This is a genomic window from Haloferax sp. ATCC BAA-644 (genome assembly GCF_000336975.1).
Classification (GTDB): Archaea; Halobacteriota; Halobacteria; order Halobacteriales; family Haloferacaceae; genus Haloferax; species Haloferax volcanii.
Genome location: NZ_AOLF01000021.1, coordinates 264021 through 284981 on the forward strand (window position 1 = coordinate 264021; position 20961 = coordinate 284981).

The following is a 20961-nucleotide window of genomic DNA, read 5'->3' on the forward strand; positions in this document are numbered from 1 at the left end:
CGTCCGAAAGCGATAGGCTTCCCGACTCCTAACGCCGGGTAATGAGCGCGTTGTCGGATGATTGGCGGGACGCCATCGACGAGGTCGATGCGGCGCTTATCGACGGCTACCAGAGCGGCTTTCCGGTCGAGCGACGGCCGTTCCGCGTCGTCGCCGCGGAGCTAGGTATCGACGAGGACGACGCCCTCGACCGCGTTCGCCGGCTCCGCGACGACGGCATCTTCCGGCGGTTCGGGCCGGTGCTCAACCCGCCGGTCATCGGGAGTTCGACCCTCGCGGCCGTCTCCGCGCCCGAGGAACGCTTCGAGGAGGTCGCGGAGATTATCAACGGCTACCGGCAGGTGAACCACAACTACCGCCGCGCCCACGACTGGAACATGTGGTTCGTCGTCACCGCCGGCTCCCGCGAGACGCGCGACCGCATCCTCGACGAAATCGAGGAGCGAACCGGCTGTGAGGTGCTGAACCTCCCGATGCTTACCGACTACTACATCGACCTCGAGTTCCCCATCGTCAACGACGACCGCTTCGCCCGCGAGAGCCTCGGCGCGACCGACGTGAGCGCCACCCGCATCTCCGAGGACGCGACCGGCGACCTCTCGGACCTCGAAGCCCGCCTGCTCGTGGAGATTCAGGGCGGCTTCCCGCTTACAAAGACGCCCTACCGCGACGTGGCCGACGCCCTCGACGCCGCGGTCGATGACGTGCTCGTCGCCGTCGAGCGCCTGCTCGCGGACGGCTGTATCAAGCGCATCGGCTGCGTCGTCAACCACATCGTCACCGGCTTTCGGAACAACTGCATGGTCGTCTGGAACGTCCCCGACGACGAACTCGACGCCCGCGGCGAGGCCGTCGGCAGCCTCCCGTACGTCACGCTCTGTTACCACCGGCCGCGCCGCCCCGAGCAGGGCTGGGAGTACAACCTGTTTACCATGATTCACGGCCGGGACGCCGACGCCGTCGACGAGAAGATAGACGAACTCGCCGCCGACCACCTGCCGTTCGACCACGAGCGACTGTACTCGACGGCGAAACTCAAGCAGACCGGCGCGCAGTACGAGAAACTCGTGGGTTCTGACGACTGAGGAAGCGAACAAAATTCGCGTTTCGTCGCCCGCGCCGCCGCGTCGCCGCCCGCGTCACATCTCGCACCGGGCCGCTACCGCGACAGCGGCGACAGCCGGTAGAGCATCCGCGCGGCCTGCGCGACGCCCGTCTTCGCCACCGACCCGCTTTTGAGCGCGCCGAGTTTCGCGTAGTAGCCGGACTTGAACGCGCCCTTCTTGGCGAGAAGCGCGCTCCCGAGCGCCCCGCGCTTGGCGTAGTACGCGGACTTCCGGCCGGCCGCGCCGGCGTAGTGTTTGGTGCTCGTCGGAATCGGCGTCCGGCGGCCCTGCACCTCGGTCGAGCCGCTTCGGATGGCGGTCAGGATGTCGTCGGCGGTGAGCGAAGCGCGCGACACGTCGGGGATGTCGATTTCCGTGTAGGCGCGGCCGACGTACCCGACCTTGTGGGCGTCACTGCCGGCGACGCCGGGGTACTGGCGCTTCGCCGCGAACCGGCGGGCGCGGCGGTTCTTGTAGCCCGTGAACAGCCACGAGTTGTACGTCTCGATGGCGTCGAAAGCGTCGCCGCCCGCGGCGTCGTGATACCGGCCGAGCCGGCGGCGACCGATGCCGTGTCGGCTCCGCTGGAACGGGTGGGGGACGATGGCGACGCCGCCGCGCTCGCGCACCCAGCGCGCCGTCTCGTCCAGCGGGCGACGCCGCGGCGGTAGCTCCTCCACGCCGAGCGCGAGCAGGTGGCCGTCGGCCGTCGAGACTTCCACGCCGGGGATGCCGACGAGACCGTACATGGGGGCGAGTTGCGCCGCTCGGAGCGACTCGTCGATGACGTCGTGGTCGGTGATGACGACGGCGTCCAACCCGATTTCGGCGGCCTGCTCCAAGATGAGCTCCACCGGGTCGTGCGCGTCGTACGAGCCTTCCGAGTGTACGTGGGGGTCGATGCGGACGGTCAGCGCGGACACGACTCCTCGTTAGGCTTCGGCAACGAAAAAGACACGCCCGAATCGTGCTAGCTCGCGGCACTCCTAGTGGATGGCGTCTCAGTCGGGGCAGCCACGGTACTCCGGCGGCGGAAACGTCGAACCGTGTCCGTCGGGCGCTACTGCTCGGTGATTCGCTCGCCCGCGTCGATACCGCTCCAGAGCGCGGCGTGGACGCGGCCCTCGCCGACCGTCCAATCGCCCGCGAAGTAGAGGCCGTGGGACTCTCCGCGGCGGAGTATCTCGCGGTCGGCGACGCCGTCGGGAAGCGCGTACCGCCACCCTTGGTCGTCCACCCAATCGGGGTCGCGAAGACGCTCGTCGTCGAGGAGTTCCGCGACCATCCCGGCGACCTCGTCGGCCGCGTCGTCGAGGGGGTCGTCGTAGTGCGCCTCGGACCACTCGGGGCTCGGTTGGACGACGAGCAGGCTCTCGCCGTCGGGGACGTGGCCCTCCTTGCNCCATCCCGGCGACCTCGTCGGCCGCGTCGTCGAGGGGGTCGTCGTAGTGCGCCTCGGACCACTCGGGGCTCGGTTGGACGACGAGCAGGCTCTCGCCGTCGGGGACGTGGCCCTCCTTGCACTCCTCGCGGGCGACCCAGCCGACCGGGTGGGTCTTGTCGGGGTTGACGAGCGCGTACCACGACTCCTCGCGCTCGAAGGGGTAGTGGAGGACGACGGTTCGAACCGTCCGGTACTCGACGCTCCCGATGGCCTCGCGGAGCGCGACCATACACTGGTCGCCCCAGCCCATCTCGGTCAGAATCGCGGCCGTCTGCGGGGCCGGCGGCGTCAGGAGCACCGAGTCGAACGGGCCGTGGCGCGTCCCCGACTCGTCGACGACCGACCAGTAGCCGCTGTCGGGGTTGTGGTCGATGGCGGCCACGCGCGTCTCGCGCTCGACGGTGGCCTCGGTCTCCGCGAGCAGGCGCTTCGCCAGTTGGGTGATGCCCTCGGTCCACGTCCACTTGTGTTGGTCGCGGCTGTCGCCCTCGGAGATGACGCCGTCGCCGTCGAACGTCCAGACCGGCTCGTCGATATCGACCAGCCCGTCCGCGCCCAGTCCGCGGACGAGCTGCGCCGTGCGGCGGTCGTAGTCTTTCACGTAGTTCGCGCCGTGGTCGTACCGACAGCCGTGTCGGCGGCGCGTCGCGGCGCGCCCGCACACCCCGCGGCTCTTTTCGAGAATCGTGACGTTCGCCTTTGCCTCGCGGAGCGCGTAGGCCGCGCCAGCCCCAGCGGCCCCGGCTCCGACGATGCACACGTCGCGAGTCATCTCGCCACCCCGCGTGTGAGTCCAGCCAGCATTGGTCAGACGTGAGGCTTCGAGGCGCTAAAAGACTCGCAACGCGGCGGGATTGGGGACTGTGTTCGCGCCCGCCGCCCCGGCGAGAGGCGAAAACGATTCACGTCGCGCCGCCGGAGTCCGAGTATGTACGACTCGGTCATCTTCGACCACGACGGCGTGCTGACCACGCTCGTCGAACTCACCCCCCTCCGCGACGCGACGTGGGAGGCCTTCGCCGAACTCGGTGTCTCGGACCCCGACCCGGACCACGTCGAACAGGTGGTCATCCACGTCTCCCCCGAGGACGTGCGCGCCGCCGCCGACCCCTACGACCTCGACCCCGAGGCGCTGTTTCGCGTCCGCGACGAACGCCAGTCGGCCGCCCAACGGCGGGCCATCGCCGACGGCCGCAAGGTCCCCTACGACGACTTCGACGCGCTCCGCCGCATCGACGCCCCGATGGGTATCGTCTCCAGCAACCAGCAGGCCACCATCGACTTCGTCGTCGATCACCTCGACGCGACGGACCTGTTCGGCACCGCCTACGGCCGCGAGCCCTCGATGACGAGCCTCCACCGCAAGAAGCCCGAGCCCTACTACCTCGAACGCGCCATGGCCGACCTCGGCGTCGAGTCGCCGCTGTTCGTCGGCGACAGCGACAGCGACATCGCCGCCGCCGAGGCCGCGGGCGTCGATTCCGCGTTCATCCGCCGGGGTCACCGCGCCGACCACACGCCGACGCCCGACCCGACCCACGAAATCGCCGGCCTCGACGACCTGCTCGAACTCGATGGCGTCCCGGTCGTGGCCGGCGAGGCGGGCGCGTCCGCCCCGTCCGGCCCCGCGGCCGACGGCGGCCGCGAGGACGGAGCGTCGTCCCGATGACCGACTCGCTCCCCCGCATCGGTCTCGGGACGATGGGCCTCGACACGCCCGACGAGGCCGCCGCCGTGACGACGGCGCTGGAGTTGGGTTACCGACACGTCGACACCGCGCAGATTTACGGGAACGAGGCGGTCGTCGGCGACGCGCTCGCGGCCGCCGACGTCCCCCGCGAGGACGTGACGCTCGCCACCAAAATCTGGGCGGACAGCCTCGCGCCCGCCGACGTGCGTCGTACGACCCGCGAGAGCCTCGAAAAGCTCGGAACCGACCCCGTCGACCTCCTGTACGTCCACCGCCCCATCGACACTTACGACCCCGAGGCGACGCTTGCGGCCTTCGACGAACTCGTCGACGACGGCCTCGCCCGCGGCGTCGGCGTGAGCAACTTCACCGCCGCCGAGTTGGACGAGGCGCTCGACCTGCTCGACGCGCCACTCGTCGCTCACCAGACGGAGTACCACCCGCTGTTCCAGCGCCCCGAACTCCTCGACCACGCCGAGGAACGCGGCTACGACGTGGTCGCGTACTCGCCGCTTTCGGGAGGCCGCGTCCGCGACGTGGACGAGGTCGTCGCGGTCGCGGAGAAACACGACGCGACGCCCGAGGCGGTGAGCCTCGCGTGGCTGGCCGCGAAGGGGCTGTGTCCCATCCCGAAGGCGTCGAGCGAGCGCCACCTCCGAGCGAACCTCGACGCCGTCTCACTGGAACTCGACGCGGCCGACGTGGCGACCATCGACAGTATCGAATCTGAAGTCGAACTGTTCCCTGAGTGACTATTCGGCCGCTCGGTCCGTCTCGAAGTCTCAATTTCGATACCAGTCCCGGAACGATTATAACACGGCGGGCGAGTGTCCGACCATGCGGATTCCGAGTGGGGTAAGCGGGTTCGACGAGCTCATTCAGGGTGGCTTCCTTCCGCGCCGACTGTACGTCCTGAGCGGACCGCCGGGGAGCGGAAAGACGACGTTTACGGCGCAGTTCATGGCCGAGGGACTTCGCAACGGCGAGAAGTGTATGTACATCACCATGCACGAGACCGAGGACGAGCTCGTCAACGACATGTCGAGCTTCGACTTCGGCTTCGAGACGCTCGCCAGCTCCGAGGGCTTTCGATTCATCAACCTCGTGAGCCCGAAGGGGAAACACATCCTCAATCAGTTCTCACAGACCGGGGGGTCGTCGAGCGTCCAGAGCCTCACCGACAAAATCGTCGCGTTCGTCAACTCCCGGCAGGTCGACCGCCTCGTCATCGACTCGACGATGCTGCTTCGGCTGTTTTTCGCCAACGGCTCCGAGGAGATGACGCGGTTTCTGACGGCGCTCAAGCAGGGCGACGCCACGACGCTTCTCATCTCCGAGATGACGGACCCCTCGTCGTACTCCGACGAGCACTTCCTCGCCCACGGCGTGGTGTTCTTCCACAACTATCTGGAGGCGACGGGGATGACCCGCGGCATTCAGGTCATCAAGATGCGCGGGACGAACATCGACTGCGACATCCGGTCGCTCGAGTTCACCGACAACGGACTGGTCGTCGACCCCCGGTCGAAGGTCGACCTCTGAGGTAACAACAATGTACGAACGGGTCTTCGGAACGGACTGGCGGACGATTTCGGACGAGGAGGCCATCCGCCGGATGTACGCCCTCGGCGTCTCCAGCGCGCTCGGCCACCCGAACCGCGGGGAGTTCGAGCGCATCCGCCGGCAGGCCGGCACCGCCTACGGTCGGAGCGTCCTCCAGCTCGCCTTCGAGGAGGGCAAACAGCGCGTCGCCCGCAACGAGTCGGAGTACGACTCGAAACAGGACGTGTGGGAGGCGCTCGTCGACGAGGAGACGACGCCCGCCACGACGGGTCGCGCCGACGTGACGATGCAGAAGCCGACGGACAAACAGGGCATCCCCAACGCCGTCGGTCGGGCGTCCGCCCTCGACGGCGGCGGCGACGACTTCTCTCGGATTCGGCTGCCGGAGTTCCTCCGTCGCGGGTAGCCGACCACACGGCCGACGCGAGTGGCCGACGAACCTTTGGGCGTCCGAACCCTCTGTCGACGCATGAGCGACAGCGAATTCAGCCTCTCCGAGTCCGAGTGGCGCGAGCGACTCTCGGAGGACGCCTATCGAGTCCTCCGCGAACAGGGGACCGAGCCGCGGTTCTCCGGTGAGCACGTCGACCGGAGCGACGACGGCGTCTACCGGTGTGCCGGCTGCGGGACCGAGCTGTTCGACTCGGAGACGAAGTACGACTCGAACTGCGGGTGGCCGAGCTTCTACGCCGCCGAGGACTCGAACATCGAGCTTCGGCGCGACCTGAGTCACGGCATGGACCGCACCGAGGTCGTCTGTTCGACCTGCGACGGCCATCTCGGTCACGTCTTCGACGACGGACCGGAGCCGACCGGCAAGCGCTTCTGTATCAACTCGGTCGCGCTCGACTTCGAGGCGGACGAGCACTAAGCGCCGACAGAACCAGAACGCCGAACCACCGAACACCGCTCCGCCTTCCTCACGCCGAACTCTGGTACGTGAGGAACGTCACGGCGACGGCCGCAAACAGGTCGGGCAGGAACGTGAAGGGACCCAGCCCGCTGCCTCTGAACCCGAGGAACAGCGACGCCAGCGGGTTCGACGTGAGTGCGTACAGGAGCAGCGCCGCCGTAAAGAGGAGTAAGCTCAGCGTGAAGCGGTTCGGCAGCTCCCGGTAGAGCATCGCGTAGGTGCCCGCGAGGAACCCGAGCGCGACGAGGTTGTACGTCGAGACGAACAGCTTCAACTGGATGAACAGGTCCGGGATGGGCGGACCGCCGTGGCCGCCCGGCTTGTGCGGGCCGAACAGGTCGGGGGCGAACCACGCCACGAGGTCGGGCGTGAACCACGTCACGAGCGCCANGCTTCAACTGGATGAACAGGTCCGGGATGGGCGGACCGCCGTGGCCGCCCGGCTTGTGCGGGCCGAACAGGTCGGGGGCGAACCACGCCACGAGGTCGGGCGTGAACCACGTCACGAGCGCCGCGATGGCGAGCGAGACGCCCACGACGACCGCGGTCCGCCGAACCGGGTCGCGGTTGGACGTGTCGCTCACGCGTCGTCACCTCCGACCGTCACGTCGTCTAAGTCGGCCTTTCGAGCCACCTCGTCGAGTACGTCGAGGTTGGCCTCCATCTGGTCGGTCAGAAAGTACGTCTTTCCGTAGTTGTCACCCATAGTCATCAACACGTTGTTCTCGACGAGGAGTTCCAAGTGGTGCTGTGTGGTCTTGTAGTCGAGGTCGAGTTCGTTCGAGAGTTGGTTGGCGTTCATCGGCATGTCGTCGAGCGCGCGGATAATTCGCAGGCGGTTTCGTCCCCCGCGCGACCCGCCGATAAGCCACCACAGCACACGTCGCATCCGGCTAACTCGTCAAATCCGGACGTAATAAAACGGCAGGCCTCGGCTCCGCGTCTTCGGCGGCCCGCAGTGGCGTCGTGTGTGGCAGGGAGGTGTAGGGATGCGTTCAGCGGGGTGCGTTGGAAGGCGGTCGACGGGCGTGGCGTGTTGGGGGGCAGTCGTCAGCGGGGGGCTGCGGGCGTCAGTTACCGCGCGGCCCGAAGCCGCCGGGGCCGCCCGCGTGGTGTGGCACACCACCGTCGTCACAGTCGAGCGTCGACGTACCGACGCCGAACTCGGTGAGTTGCTCGTCGACGGCGGTCCGAACCTCGTCGGCTGTCGCGCCGTCGTCGCGGCGGTCTGCGACGAGCGCCACCCCGAGCGTTGTGAGTCTATTCATGGTTCGTTCCTCGTCTGTCCCGTCGTTGAGCGGTTACAAGAGAGTTTTCCGAACTCGAACACGAGTCGGTCGTGAATCAGCCCGGAGTTAGGCCCAAATTACGCCGAAAACCGCTCGCCCGGCGCGGACGAACTGCCGGCGCGCGCGACTCATCGAGAAGTCCGCTTTCGCGGCGGTAGGTCGGGTCTAACGCACACGCATTGTGAGTAGCCGACACGTACCAAACTAGGGTGACGACGTACGTGCTGTATGTCTCGCAGCTACCCGGTCAGCCGTCACCCGACACGGCGGAGCCCGCCGTTCACGCCGTACGCCCTCGTCGTCGCCGGTCTCGTGACGTTCTGTATCGCCGTCCTCGCTCCCGTCGCCGACCTCTCGGCGGGCCTGACGGTGATGAACATCGCCGCCAGCGGGGCGACCCCGGCGTTCGACGGCGGCACGCTCGTCCTCAGCGGCGGCCTGCTGCTCATCAGCGCCGCCTCGACGTTCTTCGGCGTCCTCCTGTTGCTCCTTCGGCTCTGAATCGCGGTTTGAGCCCGGGGCACGCGGCGAGACTCGAAGGTCGGTCGAACTCGGGAAACCGCGGAAGAAAACGCGAGACGCGGGACCTCGGAACCCGCTTCGGTGGTGCGACGCGTTCGCCCACCCGGCGCGGCCGGATTACTGTCGTTCGATGGGGGTGGCGAGCACGGGTATCTTCGACTGGACGACGACCGACCGCGAGACGCTTCCGAGGATATTGTCCTCGAACCGGGCGTGGGTGCCCATCGAGATGAGCGCCGCGTCTATCTCCTCGGCGAACGCGAGAATCTCCTCGGCCGGGTCGCCGCGGCGGAGTTCGGTGGCGGCGTCGACGCCGTACTCGGCCATCGTCTCGGCGGCCTCGGTGAGCGCGGCTTCGCCCTGCGACCTGAGTTCCTCGTACACCTCGTCGACGCGCTCGTCGGCGAGCGTCAGGAAGGCCCGTTCGTCGACGACGTAGAGCAGGGAGACGGCGGCGTCGCGCTCTGCGGCGAGTTCCGCGGCGTCTTCGACGACCGGCTGCATCGAGTCGCTCCCGTCTATCGGCACGAGGATTGTGTCGTACATCAACTGGGGATTAGCCGGGGACAGTATCACCCTCTTCGCCAGTTCCCGCGCGATGGGAACTACGCGGGACGAATCTCGACAGAGGAGACGCGATTCCGGAGACGGGAGCGGTGCAGGCGGCTACCCGTCATCGGTCGCGTCGTCGGCGTCTGTCTCGGGTTCGCTGGCCGCGTCAGTTTCGGACTTGGTTGCCGCGTCGCTTTCCGGTTCGGTATCACCGTTCGTGGCTTGTCGCTCGGCGTACCGCTCGGCCCGCCGTTTCCAGTCGGTGACCCGCCGCGCCGACACGTCCGCGGCGGCGGCGAGTTCCTCGTCCGACGCCTCGCGGAGCGCCGTCACGGTGTCGATGCCCGCCGCCCGGAGCCGGGTCGCGTACGCCTCGCCGATACCGCGGATGTTCCGCGGGTCCTCGGGGTCCCGCGCGTCTTCGGCGGCCGCCTCGGCACCCACGCCGCCCGCCGAGACAACCGTCGCCAACTGTTCGGTCATCGCGTCCACCCGGCCGTCGAGACCGTCAACTCGGCCGTCGAGTTCGTCGATGCGAGCCGCGAGGTCGTCGTGAGCGTGTTCGGTCTCCTCGTCGGCGACGCCGGTCACGCCGGCCACGTCCGGGCCGACCCCGGCTTCGACGGTGGTCCGGTCGGAGTCGTCGCTGCCGCTGTCGTCTGTCTCGCCGTCGCCGGCCCCGTGTTCGTCTCCGGCATCGTCGGCTTCGCCCTCGTTTTCGTCTTCGTCATCTTCGGACGCGTCGTCCGCATCGGTGTCGGCGTCGTCGTCTTCGGACTCGGCTCCGTTGCCGTCGTCCGCATCGGCGAGCGAATCGCCCGGTGCCACGTCGTCGGGGAGGACGTACACCAGCGCGTCCGCCGGCACGTAGCCGATGACCTGTTTGCGCTTCCTGTCTGCGGTGAGGACGACCCCGCCGGAGTCGAGCGCCTTGTAACCGCCGCACTCGAAGCTGGTTCCGTCCGTGAGATAGACCTTCATAATCAACCATTCGGTTCAGAACAGAATGAGTGTTACCGCTCCCGTTGTGTGGGAACGAGCGTCGCCTTTTCACCGATTCCGCACCGATATTCGGCTATGCTCCGAGCCCTGTTGGCGGCGTTCGGTCTGGTGGAACTGCTCGTTCCGGATAAACTGGTCGCCGCGATGACGCGCCTCGCCTACGAGGACGGCGGCGAGATGACGGCGAAACCGTGGGTCGTGACGGCGGCGCGCGTCGAGGGAGCGGTGTTCCTCCTCGTCGCGCTGTTCGGCCTCCGCGGTCGGTGCGGCGGTGAGGCCGGTGAGGGCGGCGAGCCCGACGAAGACGAATAACTGCGTCTCGCGGGCGTCGCGACGGCGGTAATCCGGCCCGCGAAAGAAGCGACCGCGGCGAGAGCATATGAGACTGTGCGCGGAAGTCGGTCGCCGAGCGACTCGTGGTCCGGCGCGTCGGCGCGTCGGCGCGACGCGTGCGACCGATTCAGGCGAGTCGCGCGAACGCGAGCGACCCGCTCGTGTTCTTGATGTAGACGCGGACGGTCTGTCCTTCCTGCGCGCCGGGAACGAAGATGGTGTACTTCCCGCGCTGGGCGACGCCGTCGCCCTTGCGGCCGGTCCCGGTGATTTCGACCTCGTAGGTGCGACCCTCTTCGACGGCCTCGCGCTGGCGCTTGTTGCTCACGCTGGAGCGCTTCTGGACCGGGCGGAAGGCACCGCAGGCCTCACAGCGAAGCATGTCGACGCCGTCCTCGGTGACGAGGCGGGTGTCCGGCAGGCCACACTCCGAGCAGATGACGTACTCCTCGACGTAGCCGTCGATGGCCTCCTCGAAGTCGTTGATGGAGAACGACCCGCTGTATCGGGCGCGGTCGCCTTCCAACTGGCCGCTGGTCCCGAGCGTGCGCTGGATGGCGCTGTGGAGGTGCGCGGGCGTCCGCGAGAGCGCGTCCGCGATTTCCCCGAGGTTGGTGAGGCGGGTGAACGCGCCGTCGGTTTCGCCGGACGGGTCCGGCACCGTGAGGCGTTCCTGTTCGACGTTTCGTTCCGGTAGGACGTTGAGCGCTCGGTCGAGCGCAGTCTGATACTCCATAGGGGTTCGAGTGTCTGGCGACGTATAGCCGTTCCGTGACCGTCTTTGCCGCGGCACCGACGCGCCGACTTCGTTTCAGCATCTCTGACGACGGAACCGAACGCCACGCCTTCGGCGCTGGCTCTCGAACGACCCGTCATGGGCTACACGTGGCAGTACTACGACCTCGTACTTCTCGGCATCCTCGGGAGCCTCGTCGCCGGCGTCGTCGTCGGCCGGGTCACGCCGATGGAGCCGCAGACGACGCTCGTCGCCTTCAGCGCCCTCGCCGCGGTCGTGATGGCGCACGGCCTGTTCGTCAACGGCCCCGTGGACGAGCCGACCGACCTCACAGACGAGGTCGAGGCGCTGAACTGAGTCGGGCGATTCGCCGCCTGCCGACCGCTGACCGCCTGCCGTTTCCTTACTCGCCGTCGACGACGCGGTTCGTGAGCGTGCCGACGCCCTCGTACCAGATTTCCACGTCGTCGCCGGGTTCGACCAGCCCGGGGTTCGCGGGGCTGCCGAACGAAATCACGTCGCCCGGCTGGAAGGTGTAGCGCTCCGAGAGGAACGAGACGACTTCGGCGGGCGAAAAGAGCATCCGCTCGGTGTTGGCCTCCTGCCGGAGTTCGCCGCCGACGTGGGTCGTCATGTCGATGTTCGACGGCTCCACGTCGGTCTCAATCCACGGGCCGAGCGGCCCGGAGTCGTCGAACGCCTTTCGAGCCGTTCGGCCGGGCTGGTCGAGCGCGTCGAGGTCGTTGAGAATCGTGTAGCCGCGGACCACCTCGTCCACGTCTTCTTCGGCCACGTCCGAGCACTCGCGGTCGATGACGGCGGCCAGTTCGCCGGCGTACGTCAGCTCGTCGGTCCAGTCGGGGTACTCGATGTCCGCGCCGGGGTCGAGCACCGACACCGGCGGCTTGATGAACCAGTCGGGCCGGTCGGGGATATCGTAGTCCATCTGGTCGACCGTCGCCGCGTAGTTCCGGCCCACGCAGTAGAGCGCGGTCGGCTCGCAGGGTGCGAGCAACTCGGCGTCGACGCCGACTTCGTACTCCTCGCCGTCGGCCGTCACGACGCCGTCGTCGTACCGGCCCGACACCACTCCGCCGTCGGTTCGAATCCGTGCCAATCGCATTGCCCACCCCTGCGTCGGCCACTCACTTCAAGCGACGTGTCTCCGCAAGCGGGGACGAGAAAACCGGACGCGCGGGCCGCCGCCGGGTCTCAGTCGGACGCGGACGCCCGGTTCATCCGGGGAATCGACTGGTTCTCGCGGTCGACGAGGTTGTGGATGCGCTCGGTGCGCGTCGATTCGAACTGGCGCTGACACCGGGCGACGCCCGACGCGGAGTCGGCGGGGTCGGCAGGGGCGGCGCGGTCGGGGGTGGTGGTCTCGCGTTCGGCGGACTGTTCGCGGTCGGTTCGCAGGGTCGGTTCGTAGGTCGGGGTGGCGTGTGTGCTCACGATTTCGGGGTGTTCGGGTCGGTCGGACGGCTGTGCGGCGACGAGAAGAGTTAGCGACGTACGCGTACGACCGACATTGTTGTACCCGGCAGTACAGGCCAATCTATAATAAATATTAATGTTCTAACAGCGGGCGCGTTCTCGGTCCGCGAACCCTCTGTCCATCCGGAGCCGCGCCTTCACTCCCGCGAGTCGTACTCCTGATAGATGACGTGGCCGCAGGACTTGCAGTGCGAGGCGTCGGCGTCGTGGTAGGCCAGCCCGCAGTTCTGGCAGGTGACGTTGACCTTGTCGCGGTGGCCCCACTCCTTGACGATTTTGCTCGCCTGCCACGGGATGAGGATGACGCCCGCGAGGATGGCGGCGACCGTCACCCACCGACCCGACTCGGTCACCGGGACGATGTCACCGAAGCCGACCGTCGAGAGCGCGACGACGACGAAGTAGAAGGCGTCGCCGAACGACCCGATGTTGGGATTCACCCGGTGTTCGAACGAGTAGAACATCCCCGCGGCGACGAAGAAGATGGTGAGCACCGTCAACAGCAGTTTCATGACGCGGAGCGTCCCGACCGAGACGGTGCCGAAGAAGAACTCCTCGTCCCGCGTAAAGCGGTAAAACCGGAGGACGCGGACCACGCGAATCACTCGCAGGAAGCCGATGTTGGCGGCGACCGACGAGACGGGTAGCACGAGCACCGCCAGCGTCGGCAGGATTGCCAGCAGGTCGACGAACGAGTAGACGTTGAGCAGTTCGGCGGTCCGGTCCCGCGCCCCGTAGAGTCGGAGGAGATACTCCGCGAGGAACACGATGGAGACGGCGACCTCAACGGACCAGAGCGTCGACTGGACCGACGCCGAAAGCGGGTAGGTCTCGGCGACGAACACCCCGACGAAAAGCAAGTTGAGCCCGAGAAGCGCGATGTCGATGGCCTTGCCGACCGCGGTTCGATGGTCGAGGAGATAGAACCTGACCACGTCCCGCGGCGTCTCGCGGCGCGACCTCCGCGCGTGACCGTCCATACACCGTCTTCGGGGGTGAGCTACTTATACAGTCGTCTGCGGGGTGATGGCCCGACGGCGGGGAGACCCGGCGGCGACCGCCTCAGAGGACGATAGCGCCCTCGGGGAGTAACTCACGCTCGGTCCGCCGGGCCTCCTTGCCCTCCTCGACGAGCGTCGGCTGGTCGACCGGCTCCGAAAACCGGTTCGGGTCCGGTTCGACCCGCTTGAGCATCGACGAGAACACCGGCCCCTTCCGGCCGCCGGCGGAGGTGATGCCGCCGTACTGTCGCTCCTCGAACGTCGATTCGTCGGGGCTGGGGAACTCCTCGCGGATGATTTCCGCGGTGTCTCTGATGTACTCGGCGGCCTCCTTCTGCGAGTAGAGGCTCTCGTTGTAGTAGCGCTCGGCGTACTCGTCGTCGAGTTCCTCGGTGGAGTGTTCGGGCGACTCGTAGAGGACGGACTCCGTGGTCGTGTGGCCGCTGGCGAAGCGGATGTTGACGGTGAAGCAGTCGGGATACCGCAGGATGATGGGGAAAAACAGCATATCGGTGACGGTGATTCGCTGTTGCATCCGCCAGAGCCCCTCGAAGTAGTAGGCCGTGAGCGCGCCGACGCGGTCGTCGCGCTCCCCGCGGTTGTACGCCATCGCAATCGCCTCGTAGTCGTCGCCGGCGATGTGTCGACAGCGTCGCTTGTAGCTCTTGGCAATCCCTTCGAGTTGCGTCTCGTAGGCTTCGAGCAGGGAGATGTCGGGGTCAGCGAGCATGTCCGCCTTCCGCTCTTGGGCGTCCGCGATGTTCATCATGTTCTCGTGGAACAGCCGCTCGGCGTCTTCGTCCGGCAGGGGCGTTCGAACCGCCTGTCGGTACAACACCCGCGTATCCCCGTTGAATGTGACCCGCTGCTCGCTCATCTCGTACACTGGTAAGGCAGCGAACAGAAATGAATTCGTCGGTAATCCGGACTCTTTCCCGACAGTCGTGAGACACGAACTATAACTCACCTATCGAAACCGAAACCAGTTACCATCTGTTCGGTGTGTGTCAGTCGTCGGTTGACGCGCGACCGTCTGTGCCGTCGGCGGCGTCCGCGGCGACCGACTCGTCGGCCGCGTCGAAAAGCGGGCTCTGGTCGCCCGGCGCGAGCGTGTTGAGCACGAGCGCCGTCAGCGCGGTCACGATGACCGGTTCGCCGAAGAACGTCGCGACGGCCTGCGGGAGCCCCGAGAGCGCGTCGGGTCGCGTGGCGACGCCGAGGCCGAGGCCGAGCGAGGCGGCGACGACGACCATGTTGCGGCGGTCGAGGTTCGTGTGGAGGAAGACGAGGCGGACGCCGCTGGCGGCGACCATCCCGGCCATGAGCAGGACCGCGCCGCCGAAGACGGCGCTCGGGATGGTCGCGACCGCCGCGCCGACTTTCGGGCTGAGGCCGAGGACGGCGAGGACGACGCCCGCGATGCCGACGACGTACCGGCTCATCACGCCGGTGAAGTTGACGATGCCCACGTTCTGCGAGAACGAGGTGACGGGGAACGCGCCGAACACCGAGGCGACGGAGCTCATGAGACCGTCGGTAAAGAGGCCGCCGCGGAACTCCTCGTCGGTCGGGTTGCGCCCCTCGGCGGCGGTGATGCCGGACATGTCGCCGACGGTCTCCATCGCGGAGACGAGAAACAGGAACGCGAAGGTGACGATGGGGACGGGTTCGAAGGTGACGCCGAACGCCCCGGGGCGGGGAATCGCGAACCACGCCGCCTCGGCGACGGGCGCGAAGTCCACCACGCCGAGCACCCACGCCGCGACGTAGCCGACGGCGATGCCGACGAGCGTGCTCAGGAGTCGCGTGATGCCGTCGGTAAAGAGGTTGAGCGCGACGGCGACGCCGAGGACGAGCGCCGCGAGGCCGATGTTGTGCGCCGCGCCGTAGTCGGCGGCACCGACCCCGCCGGCGGCGTAATCCATGCCGACCGGGACGAGGTACAGGCCGATGATGACGACGACGAGCCCCGTCACGAGCGGCGGGAAAAACGGTTTGATGCGGTCGAACTGCCAGCCGATGAGTCCCTCGACGACGAAGCCGGTGACGAGAATCGCGCCGAACACCGCGCTCAGGCCGTAGTCGACGCCGATTGTCGTCGCCGCGCCGACGAAGGTGAAACTCGTCCCCATCACGATGGGGAGTCGCGAGCCGACCGGCCCGACGGCGTACGCCTGGACCACGGTCGCGAGCCCCGAAAACAGGAGCACCATCTGGACGACGTAGGCCGTGTCGGCGACGCCGAGACCGACCGCGCCCGCGACGATGAACGCCACGGCGGTCGCCGGGACGATCATCACCGAGACGTGCTGTATCCCGAGGAGAATCGACTCCAGCAACGGTGGCCGGTCGTCGATTTCGTATTCGAGGCCGAGTTCACCGCTCTCGTCTGCCATCTGTACTCGCCACGAGCGACTCCCGTTCAATAATAGTTTCGCGTTCGAGCGTATTTCACTACCGTTGACAGGCAATATTGTTCACGGGTATGTATACTCGGCGTGCGAGAAGGGAAAACAAACACCGCGCCGACCGCGCGTTCTCGCTCAGTGAATCTCGACGCCGTCCTCGTCGACGCTGATATCGACGAGGCTCGTCGCCTCGTAGTCGGTGTCGTCGAGGGCGGTCTCACCGACCTTCCGGATGGCGACGACGATGTCGGAGATGTCCGCGCCGATGTCGTCGAGCGCGCCGCAGATGGCCGCGAGCGTCCCGCCGGTCGAAAGCAGGTCGTCCACGATGAGCACGCGGTCCCCGTCTTCGATGTCGTTGATGAACATCTCCGACTCGGAGTAGCCGGTCGTCTGGTGGAGCGCGACTTCGCCGTCGAGGCCGTACTCGCGCTTGCGGATGACGACGAGCGGCACGTCCGTCTGAAGGGAGAGCGCGGTGGCGATGTGGATGCCCATCGCCTCCGGGGCGACGATTTTGTCCACGTCGAGGTCGGCGGCGCGGGTGATGCCGACGACGACCTCGCGCAGGAGTTGCGGGTCGAGCATCGGCACGCCGTTGCTGATTGGATGGACGAGGTAGGAGTAGCCGTCCTTGTCGATGATGGGCGCTTCGTGTAGTGACTCCTCGAGTCGCTGCATGGGGTCCGTTTCACGAATCGGCCCAAAAGTGGTTCGCTCTCTCGGAGACCGGCGTCGCCCGACCGCCTCACCGCCGCTCCACTGTCCTCCCGCCGCCCTCCCGCCGCCTCACCGCCGCCTAGAACACGCCGGGGGCGACGACGTAGACCAGCAGCGACCCGACGGCACCGGCGAACAGCGCGAAGACGACGGTCGGCACGACCACCTTCCGGAGGATGTCGCCCTCGCGGCCCGCGATGCCGATGACGCCGGAGATGGCGGCGATGTTGAGCACCGAAATCATGTTGCCGACGCCGCCGCCGACGTTCTGAATGGCGACGACGAGCGCGCGGGAGATACCGACGTCGGCGGCCGCGTTGTACTGCAGGGCGTTGAACAGGATGTCCGACGTGGTGTTGCTCCCGGTGACGAACGTCCCGAGGGCGCCGATCCACGGGGCGACGACGGGAAGCGCCGCCCCCGCACCTTCGGCCAATACCAACGAGAGGACGTTCATCATCCCGACGGTGCCGGTGGGATTGATGCTCGACTGAATCATGACCTGCGTGAGCGAGACGGCGACGACGAGCGTCACCGCCGCCGTCGCGACTTGCCGCCCGGACTCGACCCAAGCGTCGGCCATCTCGCCGGCGTCCATCCGGTAGCACAGGCCGGTCAGGACGGCGACGGGGAGAAACGGCATCGTCCCCGGGAGGTAGAGATACGCCAGCGACCACTCCATCGTCTCGTACCCGAATATCCGGTAGGGGCCGACCGCGAACCCCTGTAAGACGGACACGAGGTCGAGCGTCGGCCAGCGCGTGACCAGTAGCACGAGCGCGACGGCGACGTACGGCGCCCACGCCATCCAGATCGGCATCCGCTTTCGCGGTTCTTCGGTGTCGAGCGACGACGGGTCGAGACCGCCTAACCACTCGTCGAGCCAGCCTCGCCGGTCGGGGAACGTCCACCGCTCGGACGGGACGAGCACGTCCCGGTCGGCCATCACGACGCCGACGGCGAGGACGGCGAACCCGGCGGCGATATCGGGGAGCGCCGGGCCGATGAACCACGCGACGGCGAGCTGCACCGCGCCGGTCAGCCCGCCGAGGACGAGCGCGAACGGCGCGATAGGCGCGGCGGCTCGCGCGGCCCCGCGAACCGACCGCTCGTCGTCGTCACCGAACCAGTAGACCAGCAGGAACACGCCGAGGAGCCCCCAGAACGCGAACGTCAGCCCGGTCATGACGCCGGTCCACGCCGAGACTAACTGCCGGAACGGTCCGCCCGCCATCGCCGCCGGGAGAATCGACTCGATTTGACTGACGCCGCCGATAATCGGCGTCCCCGCGGCCCCGAACTGCGGGTTCGGCGCGTTGAAAAACAGCCCGAACACCGCCGCCGCCAGCGGGGGAAAGCCGAGGCCGATAAACAGCGGCGCGGCCAGCGCTCCCGGCGTCCCGAAGCCCGCGACGCCCTCGATAATCGTCTCGAAGCCGAGGCCGATGAGGAGCAACTGGATGCGGCGGTCGCGCTCCAGCCGGCGGAAGTACCACCGAATCGTCTCGATGGAGCCGCTGACCTCCAAGTAGTTCATGAGCAGAATCGCCCCGAAGACGATGAGGACGATGTTGAACCCCTCAAGCGCGCCGTACACCGCGGCTCCCGCCCACGCTGTCGGCTCCATACCCCACACTGCGAACGCCAGCGCCGTCGCCAACACCCACCCGACCCCCATCGACCGCGCCGCCGACCACCGAAGTCCGGCCAGGAGGACGAACGCGACGACGATTGGGACGCTCGCCGCGAGTGCCAAAATCACGACTGAAGTCATTGTGTCTTTCTGTGCGTTTGTGACCGAGTTTGTTGTAGTACGCGCACCGTTCTCTGTCCCGTCGAACCGAAAGCAGGCTTAAGAGAGTCGAGCGACAACTGCACCGGGTCGCGTGACACAGGCTGCGGGCTGATGGACTTCGAGTGAGAGAGTGGCCTCGGCACTCATAGGGCTCCGCATCACCGAGTGCCTAGTTCGGTTCGGAACGGTGCCGTCGTCATCGGCCACTTCGTTTTCGCTCCGCACCCGAGTAATCACCATCGGTCTCGCCCGCCCCGCAGCCGACCCGCTCACGACTTCTCTAACACGGACACGTCGATGCGGGGGTACTGCACGCCGCCCGAAATCGAGCCCTCGCCGGCGACGACGCCCCAGAGCCGGACGCGCTCGTCGGCGAGCAGTCGAAAGCCGATGTCGTCGTCGAAAAACCGGCCGGTCGGCCAGCGAGCGACCACGTCGCCGCTGAGTCGTCCCCGGTCGTCCTCGACGGCGACGAGCGCCAGCCGGACCTCGTCGCGTTCCATCGTCTCCTCGACGCGGCCGGCGTAGGTGACGGCCGTCCCCGTGTACGTCTCGGGGCGTTCCCGGAGGTCGGCGTAGGGAATCGTCGTCGCGTTCGCCGGCGTCGAGACCGCAGTCGTTCGGTTCGGCAGGGTCGACTTCTCCGAGAGCGGCTGCGGCGTCGGGACCGACCACTCGACGGTCGGGAGGCGCACGTCCGGGAGGCGGGCGTCGAGCCACGCCACACGGCGGGCGACCGCGGCGCGGAGTTTCGGGGACCGCTGGACGAAATCGGAGACGCGCTCGACGGCGAGGTAGGTGACGAGGCCGCCGGCGACGTAGGTGCCGGCCTGCGTGAGTGCCTCGCGGCGGGTGAGTCGGTCGGCCTCGTCGTCCTCCGGGGCGTCCGGGTCTTCGGCGTCGCCGTCGCCTTCGGAGCCGAGACCCCCGCTCTCGCCGTCGCTCGCACCGTCTCCCTCGGCGGCGAGGTCGCGGACGAACGACTCGACGCCCGTCTCGCGGATTTCGACGGCGATGGCCGGTGCGTCGAGGACGACGAGCCCGGGGCGGTGGGCGTCGGGTGCGACGCGGCCGCCGCCGACCGCCGCCACGTAGGGTTCGATACCGGCGCGCTCGCACCGCCGGACGAACGCGCTCGCCTTGTCCGCGGTGACGGGTCCCGTCGACGTAATCCAGATTCGGAGCTCGCGTTTCGCGCCCTCTGGCGTCTTCCCGACAGCGTCCACGTGTACGTCAGGACCGCGGAAGCGGACGCGCGTCTGGTAGCCACGCGCCCTCCAAACGCGCTCGAAGACGGCGGCGAGTTCGATGTCGGTGCGGTCCGAAACGACCGACGTGAGACGGGGCGCTGTCATTGCGTCCGAGGTGCCGAGCGAGGCTGTTAGGTGTTTGCGCCCGGTTCTCGGCGTTGAGAACGGCGCTCGTTGCCGACTACTCGATGCGTTCGCGCGCCGCGGCGACGAGAAGCGGGAGCATGATGGTCGCGTCGCCGAGGACCGTCGTGTTGCGGGCGTCCTTCTCCAGTTTGCCCCACGAGCGCGCCTCGTCGAGCGTCGCGCCCGAGAGGCCGCCGGTCGCGGCGGGGTCCATCGTTATCTGGACGCCGTAGTCGTACGCGCCGGGCGTGACGAGCATCGTCTGGAGCGTGAAGTTCTTCGGGACGCCGCCGCCGACGAGGAGACAGCCGGCCGTGTCGGCGTCGTACGCGAGGTCGGTCAGCGGCGTCATGTCGGCCAGCGCGTCCAGCGAGAACGACGAGGTCTGCGAGTACATCCACGCCTGTAAGCCGAGGACGGAGTCCTGCACCGCCGGACAGTAGATGGGCACGTCGGCCTCGTAGGCCGCGGCGGCGACGCCGGCGTCCTCCTCGATTCCCTCGCGGTCGTTGACCTCGCTGTTGGCGCGACCGAGTTCGCGGCAGAGGGCGGCGATGCTGACGGTCCCTTCCTCTTCCAGCGCCGGGAACACCTCGTCGCGAAGGTGGGACTCGAACAGCGCGAAATGCTCCTGCGGGAGGTAGACGTTGTAGATGCGGTCGACCTCCTCGTCGCGGAGCGTCTCGTCGTGCTCGCGTTCGGTCTTCTCGCCGTGGTTCTGAGACCCGTGATGATGTTTGCCGCCGATGGCCTCGATGGCGTCGTGGGTGAGGTTCGCGCCCGTCGTCACGAGGGCGTCCACGTAGCCGTCGCGGATGAGGTCGGAGACGACCTTGCGCATCCCGGTCGGAACCATCGCGCCGGCCAGCGACATGAACACCGTGCAGTCGTCGTCGGCCAGCATCTCGGCGTAGATGTCGGCGGCCTCGTGTACGTCGGCCGCGCCGATGCCCGCGTGGCCGTACTGCTCGACCAACTCGCCGACGGTCATGCCCTGTCTCTTATACACATCTCTGA

Annotated in this window: 25 protein-coding genes and 2 pseudogenes; 9 read left to right on the top strand and 18 right to left on the bottom strand. The window is 67.6% G+C overall.

Annotated features, from left to right (window positions below; translation table 11 throughout):
* Window positions 1-41 precede the first annotated feature (41 nt).
* Entirely contained in the window at window positions 42-1085 is a 1044-nt protein-coding gene (locus C458_RS09965) for an Lrp/AsnC family transcriptional regulator (RefSeq protein WP_008575350.1), read from the top strand.
* Between the two features lie 74 nt (window positions 1086-1159).
* Here C458_RS09965 and C458_RS09970 read toward each other — a convergent pair whose 3' ends face one another.
* From C458_RS09970 to C458_RS09975, 3 genes and pseudogenes are all read right to left on the bottom strand, one after another.
* Window positions 1160-2029: a PHP domain-containing protein gene (locus tag C458_RS09970; protein ID WP_008575351.1), complete on the bottom strand. Its 870-nt coding sequence runs from the start codon at window positions 2027-2029 to the stop codon at window positions 1160-1162.
* A 137-nt stretch (window positions 2030-2166) separates the two neighbouring features.
* Window positions 2167-2505, bottom strand: a pseudogene (locus C458_RS18740) (FAD-dependent oxidoreductase); the annotation flags it as partial.
* Window positions 2506-2521: 16 nt separating this feature from the next.
* Window positions 2522-3322 (bottom strand): annotated as a pseudogene (locus C458_RS09975) (NAD(P)/FAD-dependent oxidoreductase); the annotation flags it as partial.
* A gap of 156 nt (window positions 3323-3478) precedes the next feature.
* On the opposite strand from C458_RS09975, the gene C458_RS09980 reads away from it, so the two are divergent.
* The 5 genes from C458_RS09980 to msrB all read left to right on the top strand — a co-directional run bounded on the left by C458_RS09980 (window position 3479) and on the right by msrB (window position 6674).
* On the top strand, window positions 3479-4219 hold the full coding sequence (locus C458_RS09980; protein WP_008575355.1) for an HAD family hydrolase: 741 nt from the start codon (window positions 3479-3481) through the stop codon (window positions 4217-4219).
* Window positions 4216-4992: an aldo/keto reductase gene (locus tag C458_RS09985; protein WP_008575357.1), complete on the top strand. Its 777-nt coding sequence runs from the start codon at window positions 4216-4218 to the stop codon at window positions 4990-4992. Before C458_RS09980 ends, C458_RS09985 begins: the two co-directional genes overlap by 4 nt.
* Window positions 4993-5077: 85 nt before the next feature.
* Entirely contained in the window at window positions 5078-5782 is a 705-nt protein-coding gene (locus tag C458_RS09990) for an ATPase domain-containing protein (protein ID WP_004062671.1), read from the top strand.
* 10 nt (window positions 5783-5792) lie between these two features.
* Window positions 5793-6209: a hypothetical protein gene (locus C458_RS09995; RefSeq protein WP_008575360.1), complete on the top strand. Its 417-nt coding sequence runs from the start codon at window positions 5793-5795 to the stop codon at window positions 6207-6209.
* A gap of 63 nt (window positions 6210-6272) precedes the next feature.
* The gene (msrB, locus tag C458_RS10000) at window positions 6273-6674 is read left to right on the top strand and encodes a peptide-methionine (R)-S-oxide reductase MsrB (protein WP_008575361.1); all 402 of its coding nucleotides are present in this window, start codon (window positions 6273-6275) and stop codon (window positions 6672-6674) included.
* A gap of 49 nt (window positions 6675-6723) precedes the next feature.
* Here msrB and C458_RS10005 read toward each other — a convergent pair whose 3' ends face one another.
* From C458_RS10005 to C458_RS10015, 3 genes are all read right to left on the bottom strand, one after another.
* The gene (locus C458_RS10005) at window positions 6724-7098 is read right to left on the bottom strand and encodes a hypothetical protein (protein ID WP_008575362.1); all 375 of its coding nucleotides are present in this window, start codon (window positions 7096-7098) and stop codon (window positions 6724-6726) included.
* Window positions 7099-7296: 198 nt separating this feature from the next.
* Complete coding sequence (locus C458_RS10010; protein ID WP_004042125.1) at window positions 7297-7596, bottom strand: winged helix-turn-helix domain-containing protein; 300 nt, start codon at window positions 7594-7596, stop codon at window positions 7297-7299.
* 190 nt (window positions 7597-7786) lie between these two features.
* Complete coding sequence (locus C458_RS10015) at window positions 7787-7984, bottom strand: hypothetical protein (protein WP_008575366.1); 198 nt, start codon at window positions 7982-7984, stop codon at window positions 7787-7789.
* A gap of 249 nt (window positions 7985-8233) precedes the next feature.
* On the opposite strand from C458_RS10015, the gene C458_RS10020 reads away from it, so the two are divergent.
* Window positions 8234-8506, top strand: coding sequence for a hypothetical protein (locus C458_RS10020; RefSeq protein ID WP_008575369.1), 273 nt, complete (start codon window positions 8234-8236; stop codon window positions 8504-8506).
* A gap of 138 nt (window positions 8507-8644) precedes the next feature.
* Here C458_RS10020 and C458_RS10025 read toward each other — a convergent pair whose 3' ends face one another.
* Window positions 8645-9073 (bottom strand): universal stress protein, encoded by a 429-nt coding sequence (locus C458_RS10025; RefSeq protein ID WP_004042128.1) that lies wholly within the window; start codon window positions 9071-9073, stop codon window positions 8645-8647.
* 120 nt (window positions 9074-9193) lie between these two features.
* Complete coding sequence (locus C458_RS10030) at window positions 9194-10060, bottom strand: helix-hairpin-helix domain-containing protein (RefSeq protein WP_008575373.1); 867 nt, start codon at window positions 10058-10060, stop codon at window positions 9194-9196.
* Between the two features lie 96 nt (window positions 10061-10156).
* Here C458_RS10030 and C458_RS10035 point away from each other — a divergent pair, with 96 nt between their 5' ends.
* Window positions 10157-10393 (top strand): hypothetical protein, encoded by a 237-nt coding sequence (locus tag C458_RS10035; RefSeq protein ID WP_008575376.1) that lies wholly within the window; start codon window positions 10157-10159, stop codon window positions 10391-10393.
* Window positions 10394-10541: 148 nt separating this feature from the next.
* Here C458_RS10035 and C458_RS10040 read toward each other — a convergent pair whose 3' ends face one another.
* Window positions 10542-11150, bottom strand: coding sequence for a translation initiation factor IF-2 subunit beta (locus tag C458_RS10040; protein WP_004062666.1), 609 nt, complete (start codon window positions 11148-11150; stop codon window positions 10542-10544).
* A 138-nt stretch (window positions 11151-11288) separates the two neighbouring features.
* On the opposite strand from C458_RS10040, the gene C458_RS10045 reads away from it, so the two are divergent.
* Window positions 11289-11507 carry a hypothetical protein gene (locus C458_RS10045; RefSeq protein ID WP_008575379.1) on the top strand — a complete coding sequence of 73 codons (219 nt, stop codon included), beginning with the start codon at window positions 11289-11291 and terminating at the stop codon, window positions 11505-11507.
* 46 nt (window positions 11508-11553) lie between these two features.
* On the opposite strand, the gene C458_RS10050 is transcribed toward C458_RS10045, so the two are convergent.
* The 9 genes from C458_RS10050 to C458_RS10090 form a co-directional block, all read right to left on the bottom strand.
* A complete protein-coding gene (locus C458_RS10050) occupies window positions 11554-12273 on the bottom strand; it encodes a fumarylacetoacetate hydrolase family protein (protein ID WP_049896738.1) in 720 nt (239 codons plus the stop codon).
* 89 nt (window positions 12274-12362) lie between these two features.
* Window positions 12363-12602: a hypothetical protein gene (locus C458_RS10055; RefSeq protein ID WP_008575381.1), complete on the bottom strand. Its 240-nt coding sequence runs from the start codon at window positions 12600-12602 to the stop codon at window positions 12363-12365.
* A 179-nt stretch (window positions 12603-12781) separates the two neighbouring features.
* A complete protein-coding gene (locus tag C458_RS10060) occupies window positions 12782-13624 on the bottom strand; it encodes a potassium channel family protein (protein WP_008575383.1) in 843 nt (280 codons plus the stop codon).
* 82 nt (window positions 13625-13706) lie between these two features.
* Window positions 13707-14522 carry a hypothetical protein gene (locus C458_RS10065; protein WP_049896802.1) on the bottom strand — a complete coding sequence of 272 codons (816 nt, stop codon included), beginning with the start codon at window positions 14520-14522 and terminating at the stop codon, window positions 13707-13709.
* Between the two features lie 130 nt (window positions 14523-14652).
* A complete protein-coding gene (locus tag C458_RS10070) occupies window positions 14653-16041 on the bottom strand; it encodes a uracil-xanthine permease family protein (RefSeq protein ID WP_008575388.1) in 1389 nt (462 codons plus the stop codon).
* Between the two features lie 147 nt (window positions 16042-16188).
* On the bottom strand, window positions 16189-16734 hold the full coding sequence (gene hpt, locus C458_RS10075; protein WP_008575389.1) for a hypoxanthine/guanine phosphoribosyltransferase: 546 nt from the start codon (window positions 16732-16734) through the stop codon (window positions 16189-16191).
* A gap of 118 nt (window positions 16735-16852) precedes the next feature.
* Window positions 16853-18547, bottom strand: a complete 1695-nt coding sequence (locus C458_RS10080; RefSeq protein ID WP_008575391.1) for an L-lactate permease — start codon at window positions 18545-18547, stop codon at window positions 16853-16855.
* Window positions 18548-18837: 290 nt separating this feature from the next.
* Window positions 18838-19923 carry a hypothetical protein gene (locus C458_RS10085; protein WP_008575393.1) on the bottom strand — a complete coding sequence of 362 codons (1086 nt, stop codon included), beginning with the start codon at window positions 19921-19923 and terminating at the stop codon, window positions 18838-18840.
* 76 nt (window positions 19924-19999) lie between these two features.
* Entirely contained in the window at window positions 20000-20935 is a 936-nt protein-coding gene (locus C458_RS10090; protein WP_008575395.1) for a deoxyhypusine synthase, read from the bottom strand.
* Window positions 20936-20961: the final 26 nt, after the last annotated feature.

Excerpts from the sequence above, each read along its gene's own strand:
- C458_RS09965 (WP_008575350.1), top strand. The coding sequence starts at position 42 with ATGAGCGCGTTGTCGGATGATTGGCGGGACGCCATCGACGAGGTCGAT.
- C458_RS09980 (WP_008575355.1), top strand. The coding sequence starts at position 3,479 with ATGTACGACTCGGTCATCTTCGACCACGACGGCGTGCTGACCACGCTC.
- C458_RS09985 (WP_008575357.1), top strand. The coding sequence starts at position 4,216 with ATGACCGACTCGCTCCCCCGCATCGGTCTCGGGACGATGGGCCTCGAC.
- C458_RS09990 (WP_004062671.1), top strand. The coding sequence starts at position 5,078 with ATGCGGATTCCGAGTGGGGTAAGCGGGTTCGACGAGCTCATTCAGGGT.
- C458_RS09995 (WP_008575360.1), top strand. The coding sequence starts at position 5,793 with ATGTACGAACGGGTCTTCGGAACGGACTGGCGGACGATTTCGGACGAG.
- msrB (WP_008575361.1), top strand. The coding sequence starts at position 6,273 with ATGAGCGACAGCGAATTCAGCCTCTCCGAGTCCGAGTGGCGCGAGCGA.
- C458_RS10015 (WP_008575366.1), bottom strand. The coding sequence starts at position 7,984 with ATGAATAGACTCACAACGCTCGGGGTGGCGCTCGTCGCAGACCGCCGC.
- C458_RS10020 (WP_008575369.1), top strand. The coding sequence starts at position 8,234 with ATGTCTCGCAGCTACCCGGTCAGCCGTCACCCGACACGGCGGAGCCCG.
- C458_RS10025 (WP_004042128.1), bottom strand. The coding sequence starts at position 9,073 with ATGTACGACACAATCCTCGTGCCGATAGACGGGAGCGACTCGATGCAG.
- C458_RS10030 (WP_008575373.1), bottom strand. The coding sequence starts at position 10,060 with ATGAAGGTCTATCTCACGGACGGAACCAGCTTCGAGTGCGGCGGTTAC.
- C458_RS10035 (WP_008575376.1), top strand. The coding sequence starts at position 10,157 with ATGCTCCGAGCCCTGTTGGCGGCGTTCGGTCTGGTGGAACTGCTCGTT.
- C458_RS10040 (WP_004062666.1), bottom strand. The coding sequence starts at position 11,150 with ATGGAGTATCAGACTGCGCTCGACCGAGCGCTCAACGTCCTACCGGAA.
- C458_RS10045 (WP_008575379.1), top strand. The coding sequence starts at position 11,289 with ATGGGCTACACGTGGCAGTACTACGACCTCGTACTTCTCGGCATCCTC.
- C458_RS10050 (WP_049896738.1), bottom strand. The coding sequence starts at position 12,273 with ATGCGATTGGCACGGATTCGAACCGACGGCGGAGTGGTGTCGGGCCGG.
- C458_RS10060 (WP_008575383.1), bottom strand. The coding sequence starts at position 13,624 with ATGGACGGTCACGCGCGGAGGTCGCGCCGCGAGACGCCGCGGGACGTG.
- C458_RS10065 (WP_049896802.1), bottom strand. The coding sequence starts at position 14,522 with ATGAGCGAGCAGCGGGTCACATTCAACGGGGATACGCGGGTGTTGTAC.
- C458_RS10070 (WP_008575388.1), bottom strand. The coding sequence starts at position 16,041 with ATGGCAGACGAGAGCGGTGAACTCGGCCTCGAATACGAAATCGACGAC.
- hpt (WP_008575389.1), bottom strand. The coding sequence starts at position 16,734 with ATGCAGCGACTCGAGGAGTCACTACACGAAGCGCCCATCATCGACAAG.
- C458_RS10080 (WP_008575391.1), bottom strand. The coding sequence starts at position 18,547 with ATGACTTCAGTCGTGATTTTGGCACTCGCGGCGAGCGTCCCAATCGTC.
- C458_RS10085 (WP_008575393.1), bottom strand. The coding sequence starts at position 19,923 with ATGACAGCGCCCCGTCTCACGTCGGTCGTTTCGGACCGCACCGACATC.
- C458_RS10090 (WP_008575395.1), bottom strand. The coding sequence starts at position 20,935 with ATGACCGTCGGCGAGTTGGTCGAGCAGTACGGCCACGCGGGCATCGGC.